Raw genomic sequence first — 21,166 nt, 5'->3', positions numbered from 1 at the left:
ATTCTCGTGCAACAGATAGGCAAGATCTTCCTTCGTTCTGTATTTTTAGAACTGCTTGTTCTCTATCCTCAATACTAAATTTGTTTCTCTTTTTTTTAGTCATAAAAACACCCCAAATGTTGTGTCCAACTTTTGGGGTGCAGTTCACTTTATTTGGTGGGTTTCTTTATGCTTTTACACTTCGATTGATTTACCTGCCCCTGGCATGCTCAATAGTATTAGGATCCACTGCCGATTTGGTTTTAATCAAAGATCGACTCACAATAATGGCATATTTCCACCAAACATGGGCCGCATTCATTAAATCTCTTTCCCTGTAGTATCGATTCTTCCCTTTAAAGCTACCATCTTCATACATTTTTGCTCTGCCTCCTGGATCATAAATTTCGAAAAAAACATCTTTATCGGTTTGTCGATAACCTTTTACAATAATAAAGTGTCCCCATTCCGGTCGTGTTTCGTAGTATTTATCGATACGGTGTTCAGGCTTCGATTCGAGACGCACCTGGTGCATATCGATGCATAGAATGGCAATTAGACCATCATCTAAATATTTTCTAATATTCTGTTGTGTATTAAAGGGAACCGTTTTGTTGGTAACATCGTTAACATTTAAGTAATCTATTATGTCATAGGTCCACCACCATCCACCAAAAGGATGATATTGGCTGCGAGCATGCTCCACATCCTTGTCCCAATCTTTAATGGCCCATTTTAGAGCCATGGTAACACAGGAAGGGCCACAGTTTTCGGAACTGTATTGGCCTGTGTTTGATTGTTCAAAATACCAATTGTATTCCTGATCGTTGCTTTTTCTGTTTATCGATTGCTCACCCAATCCCCATTCAGCGATATGGTCATTAAAGGGGGGAATCGTCACTCTTTTTTGAAGAATTTCATCATTTTTGCCATCATCAATCACAAGCTGTACTGAGATTTCAGATTCCGTTTCCCGATCAGGTAAAATAAAGAAGGCTACTTTTTGATCTTTCTGGTTCAGGTAAATTTGTGAATCATCCAATTCCCATTTATACTCCAGGTTATCTGTTAATTCAGAAAAAGAAGCGTTGGCATCAAGTTGTATACGATCATGTTGAAGCCTGCACTCAAAGTCTATTGTTATTGTTTCATCCTGTGTATGATCTTTACCACAAAAGAGGGAAACGAATGTTAACAAGACGATGAATAGTTTGTTTAGTTTCATTTATATAATTAATTAGAAAGTATTGAGTGTAAGGTGTATAAATACTAATATTCACTAATTTATGAATTTTATGCCTTACATAAAAATATATTATAGAGTAGAAAAATATGATGAGTGGAGAGTGATGCAATCTGGTTTTTAGTTTGATGATGGATTTGTTTGATTGGTAATAAACTGTTTCAATATTCTTTTGGTTTTTTGCCTATCAAAATACCAGTCGGAATAGGGAAGAGGGAAGATGCTACCTATTGATAATCTAAACATATTGCTGCCGTCTTTACATACTGTTAGTTCCCTAATTTAGTCTCACTCTAAATTCTATCGATTGCAAGTGATTGGTCACTTTTTCGTGATATGCTTGCATAAAGAGATGTATTAAACAAAATAATATAATTTTGTTGATTTAAGTATGATAACTAAGTACTCATTTTTCGATTATTCTGATATTTTTATGAGCCAATTGACAGAACACTTCTTACTTATAATGAAATTGAGATATCTATATGTAAACATTTATGTCTATTGATCTTAAAAATAAAGTATGCCAAACTTTCGATATGAGTCGGATAATTTTCTCTTAAGACTTGTCATACTGTGGCTTAAAGCTTCTTGTTTGGCATTTCTTTTTTTATAATTTTTACGGGGATTTTTAGCCCCTGAAAACGCGTAGGTAGCTGAATAGGGGTTTGTAAAAACATCTAAATCTTATAAAATGAAAAAAGAGAATCAAAACTCTTACAAAGAACAGCGCAAGAAAGCGCATGAGTTCGAGAGCCGTGAGGCATACTTGAATCACGAACTCGAGATTATGAAATTTCGCAGATGGCGCATCCACTTGCCATTCAGAGATTTCAATATCGAACTGGAAGATTGGGTTCCTGCCTTGGCCGCTACAATTGGTAAGGTTGTAATGGTAACAGCTATGGTTGCTGTATTTGCTACTCAATTTGGTTTGTCTCCTGAATTCGTTGCAGAAAACGTTCGTTACGAGTTGTTAATTGCAGGAGGTATTTTTGTATTGCTATTTTCAGCAATTCTTAATCCGAATGCTAACCTTGCCGGAACTCATGGTCCTATGATTCCACTGATTCCGATTATTGCTGCCGCCGGTGGTCACCCGCTTGCTTTGGGGATATTAATCGGGGTATTCGGACTTGCTTTAAGTATAACCAAAGGTGGTTCTAAATTAATGAAACTTACAGGTGTTGGGGTTCGTGGTGGACTTTTAATCTATTTAGGTGCTGTAGGTTTGCTGAGTCAGATAACAAAATTGGAAGCCTGGGCTTCTGCCGGTGATATCGGATATGTTTCTTTCGCAGTAATTGGAATCACGATTTTAATTTATGCATATTTGGCAAAAATCAATAAACGTTGGTTGGCTATTCCTTTGTGTTCGGCAATTGCAGGTATTGTTGCCTTTGTAATGGGTGCCGAATTTGCTTTTACAACCAAACCTGGTTTACCTCACATGAACCCAATGTGGTGGTGGGGCGAAGATACAGGATGGCAACTAGGTTTACCTAATGTTGGACATTTTGTAGCGGTAATTCCATTTGCAATTCTTGCAGTCGCAATGTGGTCTCCTGATTATTTGGGTCACCGTGTATTCCAGGAATTAAATTACCCTAAAAAAGCCAAGAACGTATTGATGGATGTTGATGATACAATGACTGTTGCTTCAGTTCGCCAGATGATTGGTACTGCACTTGGTGGTGGTAACATTGCTTCATCCTGGGGTACTTATATGATTCCTGCAGCAATTGCAAAACGTCCTATTCCTGGTGGTGCAATCTTAACGGCTCTACTTTGTGTATTGGCATCGGTATTTGGTTATCCTATGGATTTGGCCATGTGGGAACCAGTATTGCGTGTTGCACTAATTGTTGGTGTATTCCTTCCTTTACTTGAAGCGGGTATGCAAATGGTTCGTAAGCACAAAGATTCATTGAGCGCAGGTACTTGTATTTTTGCATGTGCTTTTGTAAATCCTGTTTTCGGTTGGGCATTTACCATGTTGCTTGATAACCTGGGATTGATTGGTGATAGCGAGCGTGCTGCTGAATTAAGCTGGAAAGAAAAATTGATTATTCCTGGAGCAATGTTTATTGTTTGTGTTGTTTCTCTGGCACTGGTTGGACAACTTCCTGGAATCCCTGGAATTTTCTAGACGATATCAATTAAAAAATATAAAGAATGCCGTTTCAATTATTGAAACGGCATTTTTATTACGGCATTTTCTTGCCAAAGCATTACATTTTCCTGGTGCAATTCATGTTGATGTGGTCGAATTTCCTTAAGTTTGATATTCGAATTCATTTACAAAACAGTATCTACAAATGACAATCAACAGAAACGAAACACAACTGGTGTGTATTGCCAAATTTATAGCCAAAGAAGGTGAAGCTGATCAATTAATCCAGAACCTGCACAAATTGATTCCTATGACTTTGCAGGAGGGTGGATGTATCCGTTATGAATTAAATCAGTGTATTGATGAGCCAAATCGAATTACTTTTATCGAAAAGTGGTACGATCAGGTAACTTTCGATGCACATTGCAACAAACCTTATATTGTCGAATTCTTTAACGATGGAAAACCGCATCATGTTCAGGAATTCGAAGTAACACTTCACAAAGAATTATTGCCTTAATACGATCGAGGAATTGATTTTGACCAAATAAGAAAAGGGAAATCGGAGCGAATCCAATTTCCCTTTTTATATTTTTTAAGGAACCTATCTCATATTTATGAGAATGGAGTTTTCTTATTTTGTTGCTGGAATCATTTCCTTTTCGCCAGCTTTTAGCCAAGCTTCTCCAACACCTAAAATGGTTCTTCCGGCTACACCATTAATAATAATAGCTGCCATCATGTACCAAGCTGCAAGAGCACATGCAATTAATACGTATGCAGCAGCAGTGTTTAATGCCGGAAATCCGAAATGACCAAGATCCAATAAAATGAATCCTACCATCAAAATGCTAAAAGTAGTTGCCATTGCACCATGAATAAATAGTGAAGCAAACCAAAGAATTAAGGTAAAGAATGTGTAAGCTACTAGGAAGTATCCAACATCAGTACCCGATGATTTGTAGATGTTAAAGTAGTTTAGCATCCACACAATTCCGATTGCAATCCAAAAAGATCCGTAAGCAGAAAATGCTGCAAAACCAAAGTTGTTACCGTTTTTATGCTCTAATAATCCAGCACACAATTGTGCAATTCCACCAAATGCAAAACCAACAGCCAATACTGGGCCTAATCCACACAAACCAAGGTTATGCAATTGTAATAAAATGGTACTTAAACCAAATCCTCCTAAACCGACAACCGCCGGATTTCCTAAATTTACGTTGTTCATCGCTAAAGTTAATTTTATCCTGATTGAGCGGCAAAACTAACAAAATGCATAGCAGGGAATTAAAGCGCTATGTAGTTTAAAAACATGTATACTCTAGAACATTTTTCTTTGATTTTATTAAGGTGGTGAATCTCAGTGCAATTCGCAGATGTTTTGGCTATTGCGTTTTTTGTTTTGTGTTGCACAATAGCTAATCTAATGATTAGAATATTAGACTTTTAGGCAAAAATTAACCCCAGAAATGAAGTCTGGGGTTAATCTGTGATTGAAATGAATTCAATTATTTATTTGCTTGATTGCTCATGTAAAATACAATTTCGCCACCTTTTACAATCTCGGAATGTTTCAATTTAAAATCGGTTAAAAAATTCCCGTTCAATTCTACCTTCTCAACAAATACATTCTCTTTGGATTGATTGACTGTATTTACGACAAACTGATTGCCATTGGGCAGATGTAAAACTGCTTTTTGAACAGATGGACTTCCTATGGCATATTCATCAGACCCTGGAAGAACAGGGTAGAAGCCCAGTGAGCTAAACAGGTACCAGGCACTCATTTGTCCGGCATCGTCGTTTCCACAAAGTCCATCTACTTCATTGCTGTACATCGTATCCAAAATCATTCTCACCCTTTCCTGCGTTTTCCAGGGGTCGTTTGTCCAGTTGTACAAATAAGGAATATGGTGTCCAGGTTCGTTACCATGTACATAGTTGCCAATGATTCCATCACGGGTGATGTCTTCATTTTTTTCGATGTATTTGTCATCGATAGGTGTAGTGAAAATCCGATCCAAATGATTTGAGAATTTATCTTTCCCGCCCATCATCTCAATCATATTACTAATGTTATGAGGAACATACAGACCATAATTCCAGGCATTGCCTTCAATAAAACCTTGTCCGTGAGTGTTTAATGGGTCAAATTCTTTGCGCCATTGTCCATTGCTTAATTTAGGACGCATGTAGCCGACTTCAGCATCGTAAACATTTTTATAGTATTCCGAACGTTTGTTGTATTCGTGTTCAGTCTCTTTCTCATTGGCTGCCTTTGCAATTTGTGCAATACACCAATCGTTGTAGGCATATTCCAAAGTTTTGGAAACCGATGATGAACTATTGTCTTCGGGTACATAACCTAATTTCATGTAGTCGCCAATGCCATCGTAATAAGATAGGGTAGAGGTGTTTTTGCAGGCTTGTAAAGCTCTTGCCAGATCTACATCGGTAGCATTTTTTGCAATGGCATCGGCAATTACCGACACCGAATGGTAACCTACCATGCACCAATTCTCGTTGGCGTAATGGCTCCAAACCGGTAGCATTTTATGCACACTCTGATCGTGATGCGCCAACATCGATTTAATCATGTCATTATTTCTTTCGGGCTGAAGAATGGTGAACCAGGGGTGTAATGCACGATAGGTATCCCATAAGGAGAAAATACTGTAGTTGGTAAATCCATCAGATTGGTGTATGTTTTGGTCGAGTCCTCGATAAGATCCATCCACATCCTCGTAAAGTACCGGACTAAGCATGGTGTGATACAGCGAAGTATAAATGTTTTCTTTTTGATCTTCGCTTTCTGTTTCAACTACTAATTTCGATAATTCCTGATTCCATTTCGCCTGCGACTCTTGCTTCACGCGATTAAAATCCCAATGTGGAACCTCTGTTTCAAGGTTTTTCAAAGCACCATTTGTACTTACGCAGGAAAGAGCAAATTTAACTTTTACTTCTTCATTCTGCTTCGTATCGAAATTAAAATAAGCCCTGATATTTTTACCAGACATTTCCGGAAAGTTCTCTTCCTCATTAAACTTTCGATAGAATCCGTTGTAAATTACCTTTTCATATCTTTTGTGTCCGTATGATTTGAATGGTTTGGAAAACTTCATGGCAAAAAATACCTTTTTTGTACGCGCCCAGCCATTTGTTTGTCGGTAGCCCGTTACCAAAGAATCATTTTCTACCCTAATAAAAGTCCACACGTTTTTGTCATCGTGATGATAAATGTTTGCCATTAAATCCAATATGATATGAGCATCATCTGATTTTTGGAAAGTGTATCGATGAAAACCAACTCTTTCGCTGGCAGTCAATTCAGCTTGCACCTGGTAATCTTCCAAAAACACTTTATAATAGGCAGGTTCAGCAAATTCCTTATCGTGCGAGAAGGCAGAATGATATCCACTTCCAGGCTGGCTTGCCTTGCCAGGTTCCAATTGCAGTTCCCCTGTGCTTGGCATGATTAAAAAATCTCCCAAATCGGAGTGCCCAGTTCCACTAAAATGGGTATGGCTAAATCCAAAAATGGTACTATCGGCATATTGATATCCAGAACAATATTCGTATGTTTTTTTATTGTATTTCCCATCAATAAACATGGGTTCAGCATTGGTTTCAGGACTCAGTTGCACCATTCCGAAAGGAGCTGCAGCGCCCGGAAAAGTATGTCCCATATTTTTTGTTCCAATTAAAGGATTCACATATTTAATGAGGTTCTTGCTTTTGATGAGTACCGGGGAATTGGACTTTTCATGCGCACATGAAAGTATCATCACTACCAAAAGGCAGCTGATAAAAATTCGCTTCATAGTTTTAGGTTGTTTGGTTTCGTATTTCGCTACGATTATAGCATAAAATAATCGAGAAAGCTAATACTATTTCCACTTTACTTGCAATTCTATCTTATTATTAGCGGTTTCTATGTTAAGTTTTTATGAACAATTAAACAGACAATAAATTATATTTTGCTAGTAGTATAGATCTTCTTAATTTAGATTGGTTATACACAACTATATATTTACTTAAAACCAATTAAACAGATGAATTTTAAAGTATTAACAGCCTGTGTGGTGCTGCTTTCAACGCACATCGCTCTTTCTGCACAGGTAAATCACAAAAGATTCCTGGTGAAATCAGGACATCTCGAAATGAAAGTTGAAGGAATATCCGAAGGGATTCGTACCATTTGGTTCGATAATTATGGTAGACAATACCGCGATGAGTTAAAAGTCGTAACAACAACCGAAATTTTTGGCATGAAATCGGTGGAAGAAACCCATACACTTAGTATTGTAAATGGGGAAGAGTTTTATAGTGTTGATTTGTTGTCTGGCACAGGAACGAAACACACTTATGGTGTTCCTGCAGAATTTTACCAGGCTTACGATCAGATGTCTGAAGAACAAAAAAATCAGTTTGCTGATGAAATATTTAGTGATCTTGGTGGGACCAAGCTTGGAACAACCAATATGTTGGGTCGTAAGTGCGATTTAATTAAGGTATTGGGAGTTACCGAAACCATTTATAAAGGTGTGGTTTTAAAAACAAAGGTAAATTTGCTGGGAAAGAAAAATACCGAAACAGCCACATTGTTTAAAGAGAACATTTCGGTTCCTGCATCTAAGTTTTCGCCACCACAAAACATTGATTGGACCGATCTGAATAGTGCTGAAGGTCAGTTTTCTGATCTTGATGGGGAATATTACAACGATTCATACGATGATGAAGATGATAGCGAAGCCATTCCAGTTAGCTATCCTTTTGAAAGCTTCAAAAAAGCAACCCAAAACATCGAATTTAATGGATATAAAAAAGCTATGGCCATGAGTATGGATGGTCAGCACATAACGACCTACATGAAATCGATGAATGAGAATTTTATGATCGTGGCAAGTTCCATTGAGAATATCCAGTCTCAGGATTATGGCGATGAATTGGCCAGATATCAACATTTCAAACACAATGGAAACGATATGTATTTGGGCAATGCTACTGGTGGAGATGAGGAAGATTTTGATGGAGTTGCTTTAATCATTAAGTATCCATCGAAAGATATGGTGGTTTCCATCGTAAGCTCCAATGCATTTGGAAAAAGTGAATTGCTGAAAATTGCCGATCAGTTAAAATTTTAAAAAGAAAAAACTCCCTGCTGCCATTGTACATACAGGGAGTTTTCTTTTATCCTCCTCCAGTTCTAATTCTTGCCTGGATATTTCAAATATTTCTATTTTTCTGTAAACGGATTTTTGCCCTAATCTTCCCAAACAATTGTTTTCATATCTTCCCAAAAAGGGCCAAACTGAATTTCCGATATTCTTCCTTCATCCAACCACAGGTGTAGGTTTTCTCCTGGAAAATAAATCAATTCGTGTGTGGGAAATTCTTCAGAGTCAGCCTTTTCGAATTCAGGTTTGCCCAATTGGAAATGTTCCAATTCATCAAGCAAGTTTCGTTTTGACAAACCAATTTTGATGAAGCTGAAAATATGGTAGTTTTTATTATGAACCGAGATGTAACTCAATTTGAACTGATCTACCGATTCGAAGGTAAAACTCAATCCTTTGGAGTTGTAAAAAAGGGTAATACTGTTTTCGCTCGGAGAAAGTGAATATTCTCCAACTTCGTCTGCTTTACCCAGTAATTTTTCAACTTCGGCTTGTATCATGCCAAAGCAAACTCCTGAAATGCCTTTACCCAATACGATTTCGTTCTGATCCATATTTAATCTTCAAAAGGATATTTTAATTCTATTTGATCTCTGATCTCATCAAGAACAGATAATATTTTTTTGCTCTTCCATATCGGAATTATCGAACTTTCTAATTTGCCTTTTTTAATCAATTCTCCAACGGCATAGGCTTCATAATTATAACCCAACTCTTTGCTTTCATCTTCAAATTCGAGAATCTCGTTTTCGGTATACAAAATGGTTTTTTTTGCCATCCAGAAGCTTGGAATTTCAATTCTTCCTTTAGTACCGTATATCACAGCTTCGTTCTTTAAATTGGAACGAAATGAACTTGAAATTTGCGAAAGTCCACCATTGGCATATTTGAGCTGAATACTATTGTATTCGTCGATACCTGTTTTTCCAATTTCAGCAAAGCTTTGAATGGAATCTATTTTTTGGTTAAAAACCAGTTCGGAAATTGCCACACCATAAATTCCTATATCCAGTAAAGCACCACCGGCCAAATTTGCATTCGCCAACCTGCCTTCTGCTTTCATATCGCCTACAAAACCAAAACTTACCTGCAATTGTAAAACATCACCAATTTTTCCGGCATCTATCCATTCCATCGATTTTAAAATGGCAGGCAAATAATAGGTCCACATGCCTTCCATAAAAAACAGGCCTTTCTCTTTGGCCAAATTGCTTAATTGTTCCAACTGCGCAGCGTTAACACAAACTGGTTTCTCGCATAAAACCGCTTTGCCATGATTCAAACACAAGCTGGCATGTTCAAAATGGAAGTTATGAGGTGTTGCCACATATACAACCTGAATATCAGGATTTGACATCATACTCTCGTAGGAAGTATAGGAATGTTCTATTTGATATTTTTCGGCAAAATTACTCGCTTTTGACTCGGAACGTGAGGCCACTGCAATGATTTTTCCGTTTGGTACCACCTTAAAATCATTGGCAAATTTATTGGCAATTTTACCTGCGCCTAATATTCCCCAGCTAACTGTCATAGTTTATTATTTTGATTATTAAAGATAGGATTTTGGAGAAAAATATGGTATCAAATCGATGAAAATATTTTTTTATTGTTCGTAAATATTCTTGATTGGAGAGGTATAAAAAATCCCAAAAAGGTTAACCTTACAGTAAAATCACTATTTTTACATCTTCAAAATAAAAACAAGTAAAAATGACAAAAGATTTTCGACCAACCGACTATATTTTAGAGTCGCTAGAAACGGGTAAAAGATTTGAGGACGAAGGATGGACTTTAGATGCACCCGGTGAAGAGAAACCTTGTTTAATTCGAGCAATTTACGACAAAAAGCAAATTGAAGTAAAAGATAACTCCCTTGGAATTTATAAGTTCTCCGATTGGTTACCTGTTCATAAAACATTAGAAGGATCTTCGGCGCCAGCTACCTATAAAAGTGAAGGTTTGGCAAAGTATCTTGGTTTGAATAATCTTTACATTACATTTAGTGGCTACTGGCCCGAAAAAGGTGCCAACTTCAGAACTTGCTCTTTTAAAGAAACAGAAGCATACTCTGTTGGTGGTAGATTAGAAGTTGACAAGAATATCCTGGTTGTTGCCTCGGCAGGAAATACTGCCCGTGCATTTGCCAGGGTTTGTTCAGATAATAATATTCCTCTTTTATTATGTGTGCCCGAAGATAATATTGGTGCCTTGTGGTTCGATGAGCCAATTAAGGACAATGTAAGACTTGTGGTTACAAAATCGGGTAGCGATTATTTCGATGCAATTCACCTGTCGGAACTGGCTTGCCAGTTAGATGGTTTCATTGCCGAAGGAGGAGCAAAAAATGTTGCCAGACGCGATGGTATGGCTTGCACAGTGAATTCTGCTGTAACCGAAATCGGTAAAATTCCTGATTTTTATTTTCAGGCCGTAGGTTCGGGTACAGGAGCGATTGCTGCCTGGGAGGCAAACTTACGTTTTATAGAGGATGGAAGATTTGGTTCCAACAAAATGAAATTAATGGTTTCTCAGAATACTCCATTCCTGCCAATGCATGATGCATGGAAAGAAGATTCGAGAGAAATGCTTCCTTTGGATGATGATTTGGCAAGAAAGCAAGTAGAGGAAATTGTTGCGAAGGTATTGTCGAATAGAAAACCTCCTTACTCAATTGTAGGTGGTTTGTACGATGCTTTGAAAGATGCTGGCGGAGATGTGTTAAAAGCCACTAACGAAGAAGCTGCCGAAGCTGCAAGAATTTTTGAAGAGACAGAAGGCAATGATATTCACCCAGCTGCTGCTGTTGCAACAGCTACTTTAATCAATCACGCCAAAGAGGGCAAATTGGATAAAGATGCATGCATAGTGCTAAATATTACAGGTGGTGGAGAAGAGAGATTCAAACGTGAGAAAGATATTCTTTATCTGAAACCTTCTCATGTGTTCGATATTAATCCGGACGTGAGTGAAGTTAGAGAAGTCATGGAGAAGCTATTTAAAATAGAAATCAAAACTACAGTATAAAAAGAAAGCAGGCTTTTAAGCCTGCTTTTTTTATGAATTGATTAAGGAGTCGACAATCTCAATGGAGTCGGAAATGCATTTGGCACAAATGGTTTCTTTGGTATTGTTCTCCTTGCAATATTTTTGACCTTCTTCTGTATTCAAATCACATTTAATAATGTCTTTGCACTCCAGTGATTCGTAGGTTTGCGTAAACCTTCGGTTGAATTCCTGAATCATGGATCGATTGTTATCGGTCTGCAAACTGTGGTTTGAATTTTTCTCGCAATTGTGAATGCCAATTAGCATGAAAGCACCGGTAACCGCTCCACAGGTTTTCTGCAATCGTCCCATTCCGCCTCCAAATCCACTGGAGATTTGAAATGCCAGGTTATCATCAAATTTGTATTGATCGGAGTATGCAAGTAGAACAGATTGCGCACAGTTCATTCCAGATTTAAAGCTTTCAATTGCTTTTTCTTTTTTTGTAATCATAGTGGGTTTTGTTTCTTAATTAATTGGGTAAGCTAAAGATAGCTTTATTGTTTGAAAATGAAACCATAAATAGATTAAATTCCTGATTCAGTTTACAATTCATCCAAAGGAGGGATGTCTAGGTTTTTGGTATATTCATATCCCAATTCAAAAATTTCCTGAGCCTTGTTGCCATTAAGAATTTCATAATCGCGTAAGCCTGTGGGTTCAATTAATAGAGAACATTTTTCCTTGTGTCGGATTACATTGGAATGAACGCCCAATTGAAAGGTTCTTGAGGCTACCTGAACCAAATTATCGAATTTTTCAATCTTCTGAATCGGACTCACATTCACAGCAATAATAATATCACATTTATTGATTAAGGGCGATATGGGAAGGTTATCGAATAAACCTCCATCTACATACATGATATCATCCATTTGAACGGGCGAGAACAGTACAGGAATACTTACCGAAGCCATTAAATATTTAAAAAGATCACCTTCTTTTATGTACTCGACCCTGCCATCGTTTAAATTAGAAACTGCAATAAATAGAGGGATTTTGAGATTTTCGATTTTCTTGGTTTTGATGTGTTTTTTCACCTCTTTTTCCAGGCCAACCAAACTGAATAATCCATGTCGCGGATATTGCCATTTCGAATAGGCCATTACACCCTTGTTCTTTAATGCCTTTAAGATTTTTGTATAGGAAAAACCTGAAGCAATAAAGGCACCAATAAGAGCACCAGCACTTACACCCGAAATAATATCAGGCTTAATGCCTTTTTCCTCGAGCGCTTTTAAAACACCTAAATGAGCAAATCCTCTTGCTCCTCCACCTCCAAGAGCAACACCAATTTTCATGTACGTATAAATTGAATGATATAACTTAAAATAGGAAATTATGACAAGAAAAACCAATGAATGTGGGATTAATTCCATAAAAAAGACCATTCAATTTGAATGATCTTTTCCTGTAATCTTAATCTTTTACATCTTCCAGCGCACCTTTAATAATCTCCTCTACCACCGAAGTATCCAAAAGTGTGGAGATATCGCCGAAATTGCTGTAATCTCCCTGGGCAATTTTTCGTAAAATACGCCTCATAATCTTTCCCGATCGGGTTTTAGGCAAACCACGAACCAACTGAATCTTATCTGGCTTTGCAATCGGCCCAATGATTTTAGTTACCCCTTTACGGATACTGGTTTTAATTCCTTCTTCACCACCTGTTGAAAGTTCACCGCAAACCACAAAGGCATAAATTCCCTGTCCTTTGATTTCGTGTGGATAGCCCACAACGGCCGATTCATTCACAAGAGGATGCTCGTTAATGGCATTTTCGACTTCTGCAGTTCCCATTCTGTGTCCCGAAACATTGATTACATCATCCACACGGCCCAGAATTCTATAGTATCCATCTTCGTCCCGTTTTACTCCGTCGCCCGAAAAATACAAATTCTCGAAGGTGCTGAAATAGGTTTTTTTGAAGCGTTCATGATCGCCCCAAATGGTTCTTAGCATTCCCGGCCATGGATATTTAATACACAAATTGCCCTCAACACTCTTGCTCGATAGCTCATTGCCATCGCCATCAACAATAATGGGTTGAATGCCTGGTTGTGGAAGAGTGGCAAATCCCGGTTTGGTTGGAATAATACCTGCAATTGGACTAATGGATATTCCACCCGTTTCGGTCTGCCACCAGGTATCAACAATCGGGCACCTGTTTTTTCCCACATGATCGTGGTACCAGTGCCACGCCTCTTCGTTAATGGGTTCTCCAACCGTTCCCAGTACTTTTAATGTTGAAAGGTCTTTATTCTCGACATACTCTTGTCCCATTGAGATGAGAGAGCGGATGGCCGTTGGAGCCGTATAAAACTGGGCAACTCCGTATTTGTTTACAATATCCCAGTATCTTCCTGCATCGGGATAGGTAGGAATTCCCTCGAACATTACAGTTGTAGCGCCATTCAGTAAGGGTCCATAAACAATGTAAGAGTGACCGGTAATCCAACCAATATCTGCAGAGCAGAAATAAATATCGCCATCGCTATATTGGAATACATTTTTAAAGGTATAGGCCGAATATACCATATAACCACCACAAGTATGCACAATTCCTTTGGGTTTATCGGTTGAACCCGATGTATAAAGAATAAAAAGGGTATCCTCTGCATCCATTAATTCTGCTTTGTTCTCTTCCCCGGCTTCAGCCATTGCCTCGTGCCACCATATGTCTCTTTCTGTATTAAAATTGATATCGGAATTTGTTCTTTTAACCATCACTACTTTTTCAACCGAAGAGCAGCTTTCCAATGCTTCATCAACAATTTCTTTGATAGGGATAATTTTGTTTCCGCGGTATCCACCATCCGATGTTATTACCAGTTTGGCCTCTGCATCATTAATTCTATCGGCCAGGGAGTTGGCCGAAAAGCCTGCAAAAACTATGGAGTGAATGGCTCCAATTCGGGCACATGCCAACATGGCAATGGCCAATTCAGGCACCATAGGCATGTAAATGGCAACCCTGTCGCCTTTGCCTATACCCAGGTTGAGCATTAGGTTGGCGAATTTCTTCACTTCCAGGAAAAGTTCGTTGTAAGTTAGTACCCTGTTTTCATCATTGGGTTCGTTTGGTTCCCATATTATGGCTGGCTGATCGCCTCGAGTAAACAGATGGCGTTCAAAAATATTCTCGGTAATGTTCAATTTTCCGTTGATGAACCAATTGATCCGAGGTTCTGTAAAGTTCCAATCCAGAACTTTATCCCACTTTTTACGCCAAAAAAAGCTTTCTGCAATTCTACTCCAAAAGGCTTGAGGATTCTCTACACTCTTTTGATATTCGTGTATGTATCCGCCAAGGGTACTAATTTTATCAATCATGATCTTACATTTTGGTTATCAGTTAAATCTAAATAACTAAATATATGAAATTCTAGATTGATTATCCAGTACTTAATTTCTTTAAAAGTTAAGCCCTGTTTCTTTTCAGGAAAAATGTATCTTCAAGGCTTTAAAATAAACGCGATGAAGAACAAAAGAACATTAACTATTATACTCCTTGCAGTATTGGTGCTTTCTATTGGCTCAATATTACTGATTAACAATACCGATGTATTGAGTGAAAGTCCTGAAAATACTGTATCCTTAATCAGGCAATATCTTAAAGTATTAGGATTTTTAAGCATTATGGGGCTGGTTTACCTGCGCATGAAAAGTGTGAAAAGAGCTGAAAATGAGGAGCTGGAATAATGAACCGGCAGAATTTTTCTGAATAAGGGACTACGGAAAAATTCTGCCGCTTCGGTTAACCACTAACCACTACCAATGTAGTATCTTCTTCCTGTTTGGAAATTCTGTTTATATCATATCAAAAACGCAATACAGGAGAATTACGCCTCTTTAAAAAACAAGTGTTGCATGGTTGAGTTTAAAGATTGATGCAATTAAACCTGTTTTTAGAATTGATACCCAATTTTTTTCGGAATAAGTAATTTACAAAAATGACAGACGAAAGTCCACTTTTTTAATGGCTTTTATTGGGCATTTTAGTATCTATTTTTCTGATGTTTAAGATAATGTAAAGTGGTGATAATCAGCTTTTGCGTTGAGGTTAAATTTTTCTAATCATTTTTATTTATTGATATAGTTGAGGATGATATTTTTCAATTCTACACAGGTGTATTGATAGATTTTATTTTTGACTAGAAAAGTAAATAGATGTATACTAAAAGAATTAAAAACTTGTCAAAATGTAAATAAAACTTTACATTAGCTTAAAATTGAAATAATATTTAAGTGTAATTTATATTTTGAAAAATGAAAACGTATTTTCCATATCAATTAAAGTATGTTGGTGCATTTCTTGTGTTAACAGCAATTGTTTTGTCATGCATAGGTAATGTTGATGATTTTATGCGTGGCTTCCTTGGTGTTGAAGAAGGAGTCGAGTTCAGTGAAGCAATAAACGCCAGTTCTGAAGAATTAGATCAAACTTTATCTTATACACCTTATTTTACTACAGAGGAGAAATCGGTGTATTTAGATTGGAGTTTATTATTATCTATTGCTGGTTTTACCCTTTATTTATTTTCAAAGGAAAAAAGTGAAGATGAGTTTTATCAGCAACTAAGAGGAAAATGTTTGACTCAGGCTCTATTTATTACCTGGATTATTACTGGACTAATATATTGGTTGCGACCTGCATATGAATTAGAAGGATTTTATATTTTACAGTTACATTTAATATTCTATACATTCCTATATTATTACAATAAGTATAGTAAATATGCAATTGCTTAAGATAAAGAACACTTTTCAAGGAGGACAACTGTGAAAAATACAATCAAGGTAGAAAGAGCTAAAAAAGATATCACTCAGGCCGGTTTAGCCTACAAACTTGGTGTTTCAAGACAAACGATAAATGCTATAGAGAAGGGTAAATTTGTACCATCAACTGTTTTAGCACTAAAAATGGCACGTTTTTTCGAATGTAATGTAGAAGATATTTTCCTATTGGAAGAGAATGATTAAAAATTAAACCTGTCAGTATCTTCAACTGACAGGTTTAATTTTAAGACTTTAAATAAACAAATTCAGATTGGATTGCTCAGCCTCCGAAAGGTAAGTTGCCACTCCTCCAATTTGAACACCATCGAGCAATTCTTCTGCAGCAACACCCATTACATCCATCGACATTTGACAGGCAATCATTTCTACACCATTTTCCATTGCTGTTTTCAACATGTCTTCCAAAGAATCTACTTTCTTCGAAAGCATTCTCTTCTTCATCATTTTTGAGCCAAGGCCCATCATATTCATTTTCGAGAGTTTAAGGTCATCGGCTCCCTTGGCCATCATTTTGCCAAACATTTTGCCCATTAAATCTTTTTCAACCTTTGGTTTATCTGTTTTTTTAATGATGTTTAAGCCCCAGAAAGTGAAGAATAGCGTTACTTTACTTCCAGTGGCGGCTGCACCATTTGCAATTACCAATGAGGCCAGGGCACGATCCATATCATCAGAGAATACAACCATGGTTTTGTTTTTTGGCAATTGAGCATGATGAGCGGTTTTCATTTCCTGTTTTTGTTTTTCTATCACGGCAGTGTAAATGCCTTTCTCAGAATCAATAGAAATTAATTTGTTACCAGTCATTTTACACCAGGCTTCTGCATCTTTTACAAAACCGGCATCTGTTACTTTTTGCTGTAAACGCTGTCCGTTTTCCAGCTTGTCCATTTCCTGTTTTAATTTGATAATCGGACCCGGGCATTGTAATCCACAAGCATCGACCTGAATGGTTTTCGTGTTTTTTGGCTCTTCTGCTTGCTCTTCTGTTGGTTTTCCCCTGTAAATATGGCCATCGCGCGCGATATAGCTCGATTCAAAAATGTCTTCGTTGCTTTGCTTGCAGGTAGCATGCTCGTAGGTTTTGTAACCACCACTAAGGTTGTATACTTCGGTAAATCCTTTCTGCATCAGAATACGTGCAGCAAAATATCCCCTCAAGCCAACTCCACAGTAAATAATAATTTTTTTGTCCTTCGGTATCTCATCTAAACGATTTCTGATCTGATCCACCTCAATATTCACCGAACCCTCAATTTTGCCCAATTCATATTCGTCTGGTGTTCTAACGTCCAAAATATAATTGTTAGGTGCATGAAGCTGATAGAGTTCATCCCAATGGATAATTTTTACAAGACCTTCGATAATATTTCCAGCAGTAAAACCAGCCTGGTTTACAGGATCTTTTGCCGAGGAATAGGGTGGGGCATAGGCATGTTCTATTTCCTGCAGATCATAAATTGTTCCACCCTTTTGCAGAACAGTAGCAATCAGATCGGTGCGCTTGTCAACGCCTTCGTATCCCAATACCTGTGCACCATAAAGCTTGCCCGATTTTGGATGAAACATGAGTTTAATACTAGTTGGCGTTGCACCAGGGTAATATCCGGCATGCGAACCGCTATGTGTGATATTGGAAACATACTCGAAGCCTTCTTTCTTTAATACTTTCTCGGCCAATCCGGTTGAACCCACAGTTAAATCAAAAACCTTGGCAATGGCTGTGGCAATTGCACCCTTGTAGGCAAACTTATGACCCAATATCAAATTATTGGCCAGCATTCTGCCTTGCTTGTTTGCCGGACCTGCAAGATAGGCATTGGTATATTTGCCGGTTATGGGATGAGGAAATGCAATGGCATCGCCCAAAGCATAGATGTGCTCATCGCTGGTTTGAAGGTATTCATTCACCTGTATGCCTCCGTTGGGTGCCAGTTCAATTCCAGCTTCTTTAATCAACTTTGTTTCGGGACGAACGCCAATGGATAGGATGACCATATCGGCCTCTATTTTTCTTCCTGACTGTAAACGAATCTCCAGGTAGTCTCCTTTTCGTTCAAACTCGCTCACGCCATCTTTTAAATAAAACTCAACATTTTTGGTTTTTAAATGCTGATGAACAACAGCAGCCATTTCGTAATCGAGAGGGGTCATAACCTGTTCTGCCATTTCCACAATGGTAAGCATCATGCCTAAATGATGAAGGTTTTCGGCCATTTCCAAACCAATAAAACCGGCACCAACCACAACAGCTTTTTGTGGTTGATGTTCTTTGTGAAACTTTTTAATCTTGTCGGTATCTTTTACATTTCGAACCGTAAAAATGGCTTTGTCATTGATTCCTGGAATGGGTGGTTTAATGGGTTCCGCACCTGGCGATACAATGAGTTTATCGTAGTTTTCGGTATAAGTTGTATTGTTCGAAAGATCCTTTACTTCAACCGTTTTTTCTTCGCGATTGATTTTAATCACCTCGTTTTTAACGCGAACATCAACATTCAATCTTTTGTGAAAACTTTCTGGTGTTTGCAACAGGAGGTTTTCCCTTTCGGTGATCACTCCACCCACATAGTACGGCAATCCACAATTTGCATAAGAAATATGCTCGCCTCGTTCAAACATGATAATTTCTGCCGACTCGTCCATTCTTCTTAGACGAGCTGCAGTTGTTGCGCCTCCTGCAACACCACCTACAATTAAAAATTTTGCCATTGGAATATTTTGTAAAAATTAATATCTATAGAAATAAACACATCTACACATCTAGATGTAATTGGTGCAAAAGTAAAACTTCATTGGAATGATTCGCTATGTTTTACTTCTATGAAGAGCTGTTGTAAAGCATGTTTGAAGGAGGTGTAGACGTAATGGGCAGAAATACAGTTGGTAAGGATGGGTGTGATATATTTCACACTGTAGGAATTGAGAATACTCTCATAATTTATGAAAGGATGATTATTGATTCGAAAGAAATGCAAGAAAAATTCTCGTAGTCATTTAAATTAAACTTACTTTCGTTGATAAGGTATTATTATCATGATAAAATTTGAGAATGTAAGTTTAAGGTTCGGTGAGCTGGTCATCTGTGAAAATTTAAGTTTCGATTTAGACCAGGGAGGATCTTTGTGCTTAAGTGGACCATCGGGCAAAGGGAAATCCAGTTTATTGAAATTGATTTTGGGTATTATTAAACCCGATTCGGGCAAAATTTTTATTGATGGAAAGGAACTTAACGCCACCAATATTTTCGATGCCAGAAAAAAAATAGTCTGGTTACCACAAAACATACACTTGCCTGTTAATTCAGGAAAAGAGTTAACAGAATTGCTTGATTTTCAATCAGAGAATCTGGAGCTATATCATCATTATCTTGATCAATTGGGAATTGCCAGCAATGGCAAAGAAAAGCTTTTTACTGAAGTAAGCGGGGGACAAAAGCAAAGAATGGTGATGGCAGCCTGTTTAAGCCTGGATAAACCAATTCTGCTTCTTGACGAGCCGGTCTCAGCCCTGGATGATGACTCCATTGATCAGTTTATTCATGTTATTAATGGATTGAAGGGTAAAACAATTGTATCCACATCGCACAATAAAAGGTGGATTGAGCAATGTTCAAGCATTATCAAATTATAAACATGAACGAAACATTAGATATTAGCATATATAGTCTTGCACTGGGATTTTTACTGATGGTGTTACCCATTATTGGTTTCATCTATTTTAAGGTAAGAATTATCAAGGAAACTTTAATTTCCATTCTGCGAATGATTATTCAGTTATCGCTTATAGCTGTTTACCTTGAATACATTTTTGAATGGAACAATGCCTGGATCAATGCGAGCTGGGTAATTGCCATGGTAATGGTTGGTGCATATACTACCGTGAAACGGGTTGGATTAAACTACAAATATTTCCTCTTGCCATTTTTTATTGCCGGATTTACCAGCATTGTAATTTTAGATGCCTTTTTCCTGGGATGGATTATCCGATTGGATTATGTCTTTGATGCCAGGTATTTTATTCCCATAACGGGAATGGTATTGGGCAATGCCTTAAATCATAATATTGTTGGGGTTAGCAATTACTTCGATCGCCTGGACAAGGAGCAGGATTTGTACTATTTTCTTCTGATCAACGGATCGAGCAGGAAGAAAGCCCTGGAACCTTTTATCAGTTCATCTATCCGTAAAGGATTAAACCCATTAATTGCAACCATGTCGGTAATTGGCTTGATATCCTTACCCGGAATGATGACAGGACAGATACTGGGAGGAAGTTCGCCGGTGGTTGCCATCAAATATCAAATTTTAATCATGTTGGCGGTTTTTGTAGGCAGTACGCTTAATTTAATGATCTGTATTCTTCTGGCCAATCGTCACATTTTTGATTCCTTCGGATCGATAAAGCCGAATATTTTAAAGAAAACCAGGTAGTTTCGACTTGTGCAGATGTGAAAATACAAGTTTACGCAACCGTTTTCGTTATTTGAAATGAATCTAAAAAATCCTTGTGGAATCTTTTTTTATTGGCTTTAATCTAAATAATGGTATTTTAGCAGCAAATAAAAGTAGAAAAGCTCATTTGAGTTACAATCTATAAGTAGAAATGAAAGATTATTTTGAATTTTACTTTTACGTTCTTGCATACTTAGTATGCTTCCTAGAAATTTTTGGTGGATTGTAAAATCCATCCCTTACCGCGATCCTCAAATTTTAGGATCCGTTTTCCTATACACAATATTTTGTAACTGAGTTTTTGAATTTGGAGTGTTGCACTTCAAATCGTAAGATCACATCTCTC

The 21,166-nt window shown here is 37.5% G+C and carries 18 protein-coding genes and 1 pseudogene; 10 read left to right on the top strand and 9 right to left on the bottom strand.

Features of this window, described 5'->3' with window-relative positions; translation table 11 throughout:
* Positions 1–190: 190 nt before the first annotated feature.
* Positions 191–1,204, bottom strand: coding sequence for a cysteine peptidase family C39 domain-containing protein (locus tag ELS83_RS02670; protein WP_171593970.1), 1,014 nt, complete (start codon positions 1,202–1,204; stop codon positions 191–193).
* A gap of 725 nt (positions 1,205–1,929) precedes the next feature.
* Between ELS83_RS02670 and ELS83_RS22665 the strand changes: the two genes are divergently transcribed.
* The 3 genes and pseudogenes from ELS83_RS22665 (at position 1,930) to ELS83_RS02660 (ending at position 3,855) form a co-directional block, all read left to right on the top strand.
* The gene (locus ELS83_RS22665; protein ID WP_430438937.1) at positions 1,930–1,995 is read left to right on the top strand and encodes a hypothetical protein; all 66 of its coding nucleotides are present in this window, start codon (positions 1,930–1,932) and stop codon (positions 1,993–1,995) included.
* Positions 1,989–3,371, top strand: a pseudogene (locus ELS83_RS02665) (DUF3360 family protein); the annotation flags it as partial. The gene ELS83_RS22665 and the pseudogene ELS83_RS02665, both read left to right, overlap by 7 nt.
* A gap of 169 nt (positions 3,372–3,540) precedes the next feature.
* Positions 3,541–3,855, top strand: coding sequence for a putative quinol monooxygenase (locus ELS83_RS02660; RefSeq protein WP_171593968.1), 315 nt, complete (start codon positions 3,541–3,543; stop codon positions 3,853–3,855).
* Positions 3,856–3,969: 114 nt separating this feature from the next.
* Here the strand turns inward: ELS83_RS02660 and ELS83_RS02655 are convergent, their stop codons facing one another.
* Positions 3,970–4,566: an acetate uptake transporter gene (locus ELS83_RS02655; RefSeq protein ID WP_171593967.1), complete on the bottom strand. Its 597-nt coding sequence runs from the start codon at positions 4,564–4,566 to the stop codon at positions 3,970–3,972.
* A gap of 280 nt (positions 4,567–4,846) precedes the next feature.
* Entirely contained in the window at positions 4,847–7,162 is a 2,316-nt protein-coding gene (locus ELS83_RS02650) for a GH92 family glycosyl hydrolase (RefSeq protein ID WP_171593966.1), read from the bottom strand.
* A 231-nt stretch (positions 7,163–7,393) separates the two neighbouring features.
* On the opposite strand from ELS83_RS02650, the gene ELS83_RS02645 reads away from it, so the two are divergent.
* Positions 7,394–8,485, top strand: coding sequence for a hypothetical protein (locus ELS83_RS02645; RefSeq protein ID WP_171593965.1), 1,092 nt, complete (start codon positions 7,394–7,396; stop codon positions 8,483–8,485).
* A gap of 119 nt (positions 8,486–8,604) precedes the next feature.
* On the opposite strand, the gene ELS83_RS02640 is transcribed toward ELS83_RS02645, so the two are convergent.
* Positions 8,605–9,072 (bottom strand): hypothetical protein, encoded by a 468-nt coding sequence (locus ELS83_RS02640; RefSeq protein ID WP_171593964.1) that lies wholly within the window; start codon positions 9,070–9,072, stop codon positions 8,605–8,607.
* Between the two features lie 2 nt (positions 9,073–9,074).
* Positions 9,075–10,052, bottom strand: a complete 978-nt coding sequence (locus ELS83_RS02635) for a Gfo/Idh/MocA family protein (RefSeq protein WP_171593963.1) — start codon at positions 10,050–10,052, stop codon at positions 9,075–9,077.
* Positions 10,053–10,231: 179 nt separating this feature from the next.
* Here ELS83_RS02635 and ELS83_RS02630 point away from each other — a divergent pair, with 179 nt between their 5' ends.
* A complete protein-coding gene (locus ELS83_RS02630; RefSeq protein WP_171593962.1) occupies positions 10,232–11,545 on the top strand; it encodes a cysteate synthase in 1,314 nt (437 codons plus the stop codon).
* A 30-nt stretch (positions 11,546–11,575) separates the two neighbouring features.
* Here ELS83_RS02630 and ELS83_RS02625 read toward each other — a convergent pair whose 3' ends face one another.
* The 3 genes from ELS83_RS02625 to acs all read right to left on the bottom strand — a co-directional run bounded on the left by ELS83_RS02625 (position 11,576) and on the right by acs (position 14,899).
* Complete coding sequence (locus ELS83_RS02625; RefSeq protein WP_171593961.1) at positions 11,576–12,019, bottom strand: C-GCAxxG-C-C family protein; 444 nt, start codon at positions 12,017–12,019, stop codon at positions 11,576–11,578.
* 92 nt (positions 12,020–12,111) lie between these two features.
* Positions 12,112–12,867 (bottom strand): patatin-like phospholipase family protein, encoded by a 756-nt coding sequence (locus ELS83_RS02620; protein ID WP_171593960.1) that lies wholly within the window; start codon positions 12,865–12,867, stop codon positions 12,112–12,114.
* Positions 12,868–12,985: 118 nt separating this feature from the next.
* On the bottom strand, positions 12,986–14,899 hold the full coding sequence (acs, locus tag ELS83_RS02615; RefSeq protein ID WP_171593959.1) for an acetate--CoA ligase: 1,914 nt from the start codon (positions 14,897–14,899) through the stop codon (positions 12,986–12,988).
* 144 nt (positions 14,900–15,043) lie between these two features.
* Between acs and ELS83_RS02610 the strand changes: the two genes are divergently transcribed.
* The 3 genes from ELS83_RS02610 to ELS83_RS22205 all read left to right on the top strand — a co-directional run bounded on the left by ELS83_RS02610 (position 15,044) and on the right by ELS83_RS22205 (position 16,549).
* A complete protein-coding gene (locus tag ELS83_RS02610) occupies positions 15,044–15,268 on the top strand; it encodes a hypothetical protein (RefSeq protein ID WP_171593958.1) in 225 nt (74 codons plus the stop codon).
* 567 nt (positions 15,269–15,835) lie between these two features.
* The gene (locus tag ELS83_RS02605; protein ID WP_171593957.1) at positions 15,836–16,318 is read left to right on the top strand and encodes a hypothetical protein; all 483 of its coding nucleotides are present in this window, start codon (positions 15,836–15,838) and stop codon (positions 16,316–16,318) included.
* A gap of 30 nt (positions 16,319–16,348) precedes the next feature.
* Positions 16,349–16,549: a helix-turn-helix domain-containing protein gene (locus ELS83_RS22205; protein WP_171593956.1), complete on the top strand. Its 201-nt coding sequence runs from the start codon at positions 16,349–16,351 to the stop codon at positions 16,547–16,549.
* 48 nt (positions 16,550–16,597) lie between these two features.
* Here ELS83_RS22205 and ELS83_RS02595 read toward each other — a convergent pair whose 3' ends face one another.
* A complete protein-coding gene (locus ELS83_RS02595; protein ID WP_171593955.1) occupies positions 16,598–19,078 on the bottom strand; it encodes a CoA-disulfide reductase in 2,481 nt (826 codons plus the stop codon).
* Between the two features lie 324 nt (positions 19,079–19,402).
* Between ELS83_RS02595 and ELS83_RS02590 the strand changes: the two genes are divergently transcribed.
* Positions 19,403–19,999: an ABC transporter ATP-binding protein gene (locus ELS83_RS02590; protein ID WP_171593954.1), complete on the top strand. Its 597-nt coding sequence runs from the start codon at positions 19,403–19,405 to the stop codon at positions 19,997–19,999.
* A 2-nt stretch (positions 20,000–20,001) separates the two neighbouring features.
* Entirely contained in the window at positions 20,002–20,799 is a 798-nt protein-coding gene (locus ELS83_RS02585) for an ABC transporter permease (RefSeq protein WP_171593953.1), read from the top strand.
* Positions 20,800–21,166 lie beyond the last annotated feature (367 nt).

It is taken from the genome of Marinifilum caeruleilacunae (assembly GCF_013141825.1).
Classification (GTDB): domain Bacteria; phylum Bacteroidota; class Bacteroidia; order Bacteroidales; family Marinifilaceae; genus Marinifilum; species Marinifilum caeruleilacunae.
This window is presented reverse-complemented; position numbering and strand designations above follow the sequence as displayed.

Coding starts and splice junctions, on each gene's coding strand:
- ELS83_RS02585 (WP_171593953.1), top strand. CDS start 20,002: ATGAACGAAACATTAGATATTAGCATATATAGTCTTGCACTGGGATTT.
- ELS83_RS02635 (WP_171593963.1), bottom strand. CDS start 10,052: ATGACAGTTAGCTGGGGAATATTAGGCGCAGGTAAAATTGCCAATAAA.
- ELS83_RS02610 (WP_171593958.1), top strand. CDS start 15,044: ATGAAGAACAAAAGAACATTAACTATTATACTCCTTGCAGTATTGGTG.
- ELS83_RS02670 (WP_171593970.1), bottom strand. CDS start 1,204: ATGAAACTAAACAAACTATTCATCGTCTTGTTAACATTCGTTTCCCTC.
- ELS83_RS02620 (WP_171593960.1), bottom strand. CDS start 12,867: ATGAAAATTGGTGTTGCTCTTGGAGGTGGAGGAGCAAGAGGATTTGCT.
- ELS83_RS02595 (WP_171593955.1), bottom strand. CDS start 19,078: ATGGCAAAATTTTTAATTGTAGGTGGTGTTGCAGGAGGCGCAACAACT.
- acs (WP_171593959.1), bottom strand. CDS start 14,899: ATGATTGATAAAATTAGTACCCTTGGCGGATACATACACGAATATCAA.
- ELS83_RS02645 (WP_171593965.1), top strand. CDS start 7,394: ATGAATTTTAAAGTATTAACAGCCTGTGTGGTGCTGCTTTCAACGCAC.
- ELS83_RS02660 (WP_171593968.1), top strand. CDS start 3,541: ATGACAATCAACAGAAACGAAACACAACTGGTGTGTATTGCCAAATTT.
- ELS83_RS02605 (WP_171593957.1), top strand. CDS start 15,836: ATGAAAACGTATTTTCCATATCAATTAAAGTATGTTGGTGCATTTCTT.
- ELS83_RS02655 (WP_171593967.1), bottom strand. CDS start 4,566: ATGAACAACGTAAATTTAGGAAATCCGGCGGTTGTCGGTTTAGGAGGA.
- ELS83_RS02640 (WP_171593964.1), bottom strand. CDS start 9,072: ATGGATCAGAACGAAATCGTATTGGGTAAAGGCATTTCAGGAGTTTGC.
- ELS83_RS02590 (WP_171593954.1), top strand. CDS start 19,403: ATGATAAAATTTGAGAATGTAAGTTTAAGGTTCGGTGAGCTGGTCATC.
- ELS83_RS02650 (WP_171593966.1), bottom strand. CDS start 7,162: ATGAAGCGAATTTTTATCAGCTGCCTTTTGGTAGTGATGATACTTTCA.
- ELS83_RS02625 (WP_171593961.1), bottom strand. CDS start 12,019: ATGATTACAAAAAAAGAAAAAGCAATTGAAAGCTTTAAATCTGGAATG.
- ELS83_RS02630 (WP_171593962.1), top strand. CDS start 10,232: ATGACAAAAGATTTTCGACCAACCGACTATATTTTAGAGTCGCTAGAA.